Origin of the sequence: Lapillicoccus sp., assembly GCF_039935575.1 — a bacterium.
Classification (GTDB): domain Bacteria; phylum Actinomycetota; class Actinomycetes; order Actinomycetales; family Dermatophilaceae; genus Lapillicoccus.
In genome coordinates this window covers 1-5,226 of the sequence record NZ_JBDTKA010000082.1, presented here as the reverse complement: position 1 = coordinate 5,226, position 5,226 = coordinate 1, and the positions used below count along the sequence as shown (strand labels likewise).

The window sequence follows — 5,226 nt, the reverse complement described above, 5'->3', positions numbered from 1 at the left end:
AGCCCGGACTCAGGACGCCTGATCACGCTGCGCGAGCTCGTCGAGCTCGCGCTCGACGCCGACCGCGAGATCGGTCTGGCCGTCGAGACCAAGCACCCCTCCCGCTCCGGCGGCAAGGTCGAGCACGCCGTGGCCGAGGTGCTGCAGGCATACGGGCTGACCGGGTCCCGCGGCGGAGACCGGGGCAGGCGCGTCTGGGTCCGGATGATGTCGTTCTCAGCGCTCGCCGTCCGGCGGATGGCCAGCCTGACCCCTGAGCTGCCTCTGGTCTTCCTGCTCGCGGCGCCCGTGCCACTGGCATACCGGGGTGCGTCGCTTCCGACGGGAGTGGGCACGGCGGGGTTGGACCTGGCCATTGTCCGGGATCGTCCGGAGATCGTGACCGTCCACCACAGCGTCGGCAACGAAGTATGGGTATGGACTGTCGACGACGAGGTGGACATGGAGCTCTGCACCGAGCTGGGGGTCGACGCGATCATCAGCAACCGTCCGGGCGCTGTTCTCGACCTGATCGACGGCAACCGGTAACCTGCTGCGAGTTCGGTCGTTGGTATGTGAGTGGGGGGCCGACCGGGCTCGGGGCAACGCGGGGTGAGGCGGTGAGCGGCGCTTGGCACTACGAGCCAATGCTGCGGGGGCAGAGATGGCGGGCCCTCGACTCGTTGGCGCCATGGGTGCGGCGTCCGCGAGCATGACGGCGGGTTCGCTGTCCGATCCCGGTGAGCGGCCACGCACCATCAAGGTGCCCTGGTCCCCATCGGCGGTCGCCAAGACGCGTCGCATCGTCGTCGCCGACCTGGAGGACCGGGACATCAACCCGGAGACCGTGGGGGAGACCGAGATCGTCGTGTCCGAGCTGGTCGCGAACGCGCTGCGGCACGCGCGGCCGCTGCCTGACGGCACCGTCCGGGTGCACTGGAAGGTCAAGGCGGGCGTCGTCGAGCTCGAGGTCACGGATGGCGGGAGCCTGTCGACGCCCCGTCCGGCACCCCAGTCGCTCTGGGCGTCCACCGGCCGCGGGCTGCGCATCGTGCGAAGCCTCGCCCACGAGTGGGGCGTGACCGACGAGCGCGGCGGCCGCACCGTGTGGGCTGCCCTCGGCGGACCCTCCCGCCGCCGCTCGCACTAGCCGCCACGCGAATCAGCCCGCCACTCCTCGGGCGCAGATCACCCGGTGGCTAGGGTTCCCGCATGGGCAAGGCGAGCAAGCGACGTACGACCCGACCCGATCGCAGCACCGGCACCCTGCTCGCCGAGCCGGCGCCGTTCGTGGCGCGGCCGTTCGCGGAGCTGCCCGACGAGACGGAGTGGGTGGCACTGCGGGAGATCCTCCCCGCAGCCACCGCGTCGGTACGCCTCGCCGAGCCTCGCGGGGGGATCGAGACGGCCACCGTGACGACGGTCCTGCCGCTCGCGTGGCCCGCGCTGCACCGGCAAGGCCACGACGTGTTCGTCGCGACCCAGTCGGGCGCCACGAGCGGCGACGCCAGCCGCGACCTGGCTGCCGCACTCTTGCTGGCCTGTGACGCCGCGGAGGGCACGCCCGTGACCGTCGTGCCGACCCCGACGGCGAGCAGCCCCCGGCTGCAGGATCTGCTCGACACCCGCTCCCCGTTCGAGGTAGTGCTGCACGACGGCTTCGACTTCTGGGTCGCGGACACGCACCTGGACGATGAAGGGCAGGCCTCGCTCCAGCGCGCCAACGAGTCGGTCATTCCGACTGCGCGCGTCAAGGGGGTGACCTCGGCGTACTGGTGCCTCATCGGCGAACGGGCCTATCTGCGCTGGGTGCTGCCTCACGACGAGGATCTGGCAACGAACGCCTTGGCTCGCCTGCACGCCGCGGGCCGCAGCCGGCTCACGCCGGACGCCCGGCTGTTGGGAGCGTTCCGGGCGAGCGGTCTGCTGGTCCCGGTGTGGGAGGTTCCGCGCGACGTCGTGGTCGACGACCTGGTGGCCCCGGTGGCGGCGATGGGCGAGGCGATCGAGGAGGCCGCTGCCAGTTCGGCGCCGCTGGACGCCGACGAACGACGGGCCCGCGCCGGTCTGCAGAGCCGCCAGGTCACCCTGCGCTGACGACACCGCCGACACCGACGACACGGACGACACGGACGACACCGACGACACCGATGCGCCCCGATACCCTGCCCGAGTGACCCTGACGGCGACCCAGCTGACGACGCTCGCGCTCGTCACTGGGGTCTTGGTCGTCCTCGCCCTGCTGGTGGCGCTCGTCGCGCTCCTCCGCCTGCGCAGCCTGCGCGCGAACTTCCGGGTGTTGTGGGCCGGCGGCCAGTCCGACATTGCCACGGTTGCCGCAGGTCAGGAGCGCCGGATCACCGCCCTGGTCGAGCGGCTCGAGGCGACCCGCGCCGACATCAGCGAGGTGCGAGGTGGCGTCGCGCAGTCGCTGCGCAACGTCGCCGTGGTGCGCTACGACGCCTTCGGCGACATGGGTGGCCGGCTCAGCTTTTCCTGCGCCGTGGTCGACGACGCCGGTGACGGTCTCGTTATCTCCTCCATCCACGCCCGAGGCGAGTCCCGGACCTACGCCAAGGGCATCGTCGGCGGGAGCAGCGAGATCACCCTCACCCCCGAGGAGCAGCAGGCGCTGTCGTCGGCTCGTGGGGCGCATACCGGTATGCCGGTGAGCAGCCGGTCGCGACCCTCCCGGTCTGTATCGGCGTGGACGCGACGGTGACCGGCGTGAGCACGGGGGACAGCTCTGGGAACCCGCCCGGCCGCCCGAGGCACGGGTACCTCGGTCCTCCCGGGACGTTCTGCCAGATGGCGCTCGACGCGTGGCCGGACCCGCAGGAGGCCGAGCATGTGCCGTGCGACTCGGTGCTGGCCGCGCTCGACGCGCTTCGTGCCGGGACGCTCGACGCCGCCATGGTCCCGATCGAGAACTCGGTGGAGGGCGGCGTGAGCGCGACCCTCGATGCGTTGTCCGTCGGCTCGGACGTGGTCATCGTGGGCGAGGTCCTGGTCCCCGTGACCTTCGTCATCGCCGCCCGCCCGGGGTTGACCCTCGAGGAGGTCCGCGCCGTCGGAACCCACTCTCACGGCTGGGCCCAGGTGCGCCGGTGGGTCGCCGCCAACCTGCCGACCGCCGCCTACCTGCCGACGCTCTCCACCGCCGCAGCGGCCGCGGGGCTGGACCCGAGGGGGCCGAGCGTCGTGGCCTATGACGCGGCGGTCTGCGCGCCGGTCGCCGCCCGCATCCACGGGCTGCACATCCTTGCCGCCGACATCGGGGACAGCTCCGCCGCCGTCACCCGGTTCGTGCTGGTAGCTGCTCCGGGGCAGACCCCCCCGCCGACGGGCGCCGACAAGACGACGCTCGTGCTCTACCAGCGTGACGACCACCCGGGTGGGCTGCTCGAGCTGCTCGAACAGTTCGCTGCCCGCGGCGTCAACCTCACCCGGCTCGAGTCACGACCGACCGGCGAGGCGATGGGCTCCTACTGCTTCTCCGTCGACGTCGAGGGGCACATCGCCGACGCGCGGGTGGCCGAGACATTGATGGGGCTGAAGCGGGTCTGCACCCAGGTGCGCTACCTCGGTTCGTACGCCCGTGCTGACGGTCGTCGAACTCCCCCCGTGGAGGGAACCACGGACTCGGACTTCACCGGCGCCCGCGCGTGGTTGGGCTCGCTACTCGCTCGGTGACCTGCGAGAGACATAGGTCACCAGACTTGTTAGGTGAGGCTTACCTGTGTTGTGATTAGACGCGGCCCTTTACGTCAGAGCCGCGTTCTATAACTCAGCCCATCTCCCTACTCCCATCCCGGGGTCACCGCCGTGCTCGTGAGCAACGCCCTGATCGGGCTTCGTGAAGGCCTCGAGGCCGCCCTCGTCGTCGTCATCCTCGTCGCGTTCCTGGTCAAGACCGAGCGCCGCTGGGCGCTCACGTATGTCTGGCTCGGAGTGGCCGTTGCCGTGGCGCTGTCGGTCGCCATCGGAGCCCTGCTGACCTATGGGACCGGTCGGTTGTCCTTCGGGCAGCAGGAGCTGATCGGCGGGTTCGCCTCGATCATCGCCGTCGGCTTCGTCACCGCCATGGTGTTCTGGATGCGAACAGCGTCCCGCACCATCTCGGGTGAGCTGAAGGGCCGGCTCGACAAGGCCCTCGACGTCGGGCCGTGGGCCATCATGCTCGTCGCCTTCCTCGGCGTCGGTCGCGAGGGGCTCGAGACAGCGATCTTTTTCTACGCCACCACCGAGGCCGCGGGGCAGGGCAACGCCCAACCCATGTTCGGCTGGGTCATCGGGTTGCTGGCAGCCGTCGCTCTGGGTGTCTTGATCTACAGGGGCGCCGTGAAGATCAACCTCATGAAGTTCTTCCGCTACACCGGCCTCCTGCTGGTCGTCGTCGCAGGCGGGATCCTCGCCTACGGGCTGCACGACCTCCAGGAGGCGGGCTTCCTCCCTGGACTGAACAACCTGGCGTTCGACGTCAGCGGTGTCATCCCTCCCGACTCGTGGTACGGCGTCCTGCTCAAGGGCATCTTCAACTTCAGTCCTAACACGACCTGGCTGCAGGCGGTTGCCTGGGTGCTCTACGTCGGCATCGTCCTCACGCTCTTCCTGCGCCCCGTCAAGGTCACAGCCCCCCAGGCCCCGGCTCCGGCTATCCGCACCGGCGCCTGACCCGTCCTTCCCTCTGCCCACCTCTCCCGTCCCCATGCGGCATACCCCCTGGAGCTCGTCGTGTCCCTATCCCGTCCCGGCGTCGTCCTCGCCAGCACCGTCGGCAGCGTCGGGCTAACCGTGCTCGCCCTGGCCGGCTGCAGCGCGTCGTCAGGCGGCACCCCGGCCGGCGCCACGAGCTCCGCGAGCGTTGGCGGCCCCATCGCGGTGGACCAGAGCGACACCGAGTGCAGGGTGGCCGCCACGACGGCTGCTGCCGGCACCATCACGTTCAGGGTCACCAACACTGGTTCCAAGGTCAACGAGTTCTACCTGTATGCGTCCGGTGACCGGATCGTGGGCGAGGTGGAGAACATCGCGCCCGGACTCTCCCGCGAGCTCGAGGTGAAGATCACCGAGCCGGGCAGCTTCCAGACCGCGTGCAAGCCCGGCATGGTCGGCGACGGGATCCGCGCGGCGTTTACCGTGACCGGCACCACCTGAACGGGCCTGTCGAGCACGACGGGTCGGCGGTCTTTGCGTGCCCCCGGCGTCGCCGCCGGCCGCTACTGAGGCGCGGCGCTCTTCGGCTGA

General features: G+C 70.5%; 7 protein-coding genes. All 7 read left to right on the top strand.

The window, feature by feature from the left end:
• On the top strand, positions 1-528 hold a 528-nt coding region (locus ABI385_RS10550), incomplete at its 5' end, for a glycerophosphodiester phosphodiesterase family protein (RefSeq protein ID WP_348103712.1).
• Positions 529-691: 163 nt separating this feature from the next.
• Positions 692-1,129 (top strand): ATP-binding protein, encoded by a 438-nt coding sequence (locus ABI385_RS10545; protein WP_348103711.1) that lies wholly within the window; start codon positions 692-694, stop codon positions 1,127-1,129.
• A 62-nt stretch (positions 1,130-1,191) separates the two neighbouring features.
• On the top strand, positions 1,192-2,076 hold the full coding sequence (locus ABI385_RS10540) for a DUF5926 family protein (RefSeq protein WP_348103710.1): 885 nt from the start codon (positions 1,192-1,194) through the stop codon (positions 2,074-2,076).
• A gap of 76 nt (positions 2,077-2,152) precedes the next feature.
• Positions 2,153-2,701: a DUF4446 family protein gene (locus tag ABI385_RS10535; RefSeq protein WP_348103709.1), complete on the top strand. Its 549-nt coding sequence runs from the start codon at positions 2,153-2,155 to the stop codon at positions 2,699-2,701.
• A 5-nt stretch (positions 2,702-2,706) separates the two neighbouring features.
• Positions 2,707-3,672: a prephenate dehydratase gene (pheA, locus tag ABI385_RS10530; RefSeq protein WP_348103708.1), complete on the top strand. Its 966-nt coding sequence runs from the start codon at positions 2,707-2,709 to the stop codon at positions 3,670-3,672.
• A gap of 132 nt (positions 3,673-3,804) precedes the next feature.
• Entirely contained in the window at positions 3,805-4,653 is an 849-nt protein-coding gene (gene efeU / locus ABI385_RS10525) for an iron uptake transporter permease EfeU (protein ID WP_348103707.1), read from the top strand.
• A gap of 60 nt (positions 4,654-4,713) precedes the next feature.
• Positions 4,714-5,136, top strand: a complete 423-nt coding sequence (locus ABI385_RS10520; protein ID WP_348103706.1) for a cupredoxin domain-containing protein — start codon at positions 4,714-4,716, stop codon at positions 5,134-5,136.
• Positions 5,137-5,226 lie beyond the last annotated feature (90 nt).

Bases quoted from the DNA above. Each gene is read 5' to 3' on its own strand.
- ABI385_RS10540 (WP_348103710.1), top strand. From the start codon at position 1,192: ATGGGCAAGGCGAGCAAGCGACGTACGACCCGACCCGATCGCAGCACC.
- ABI385_RS10545 (WP_348103711.1), top strand. From the start codon at position 692: ATGACGGCGGGTTCGCTGTCCGATCCCGGTGAGCGGCCACGCACCATC.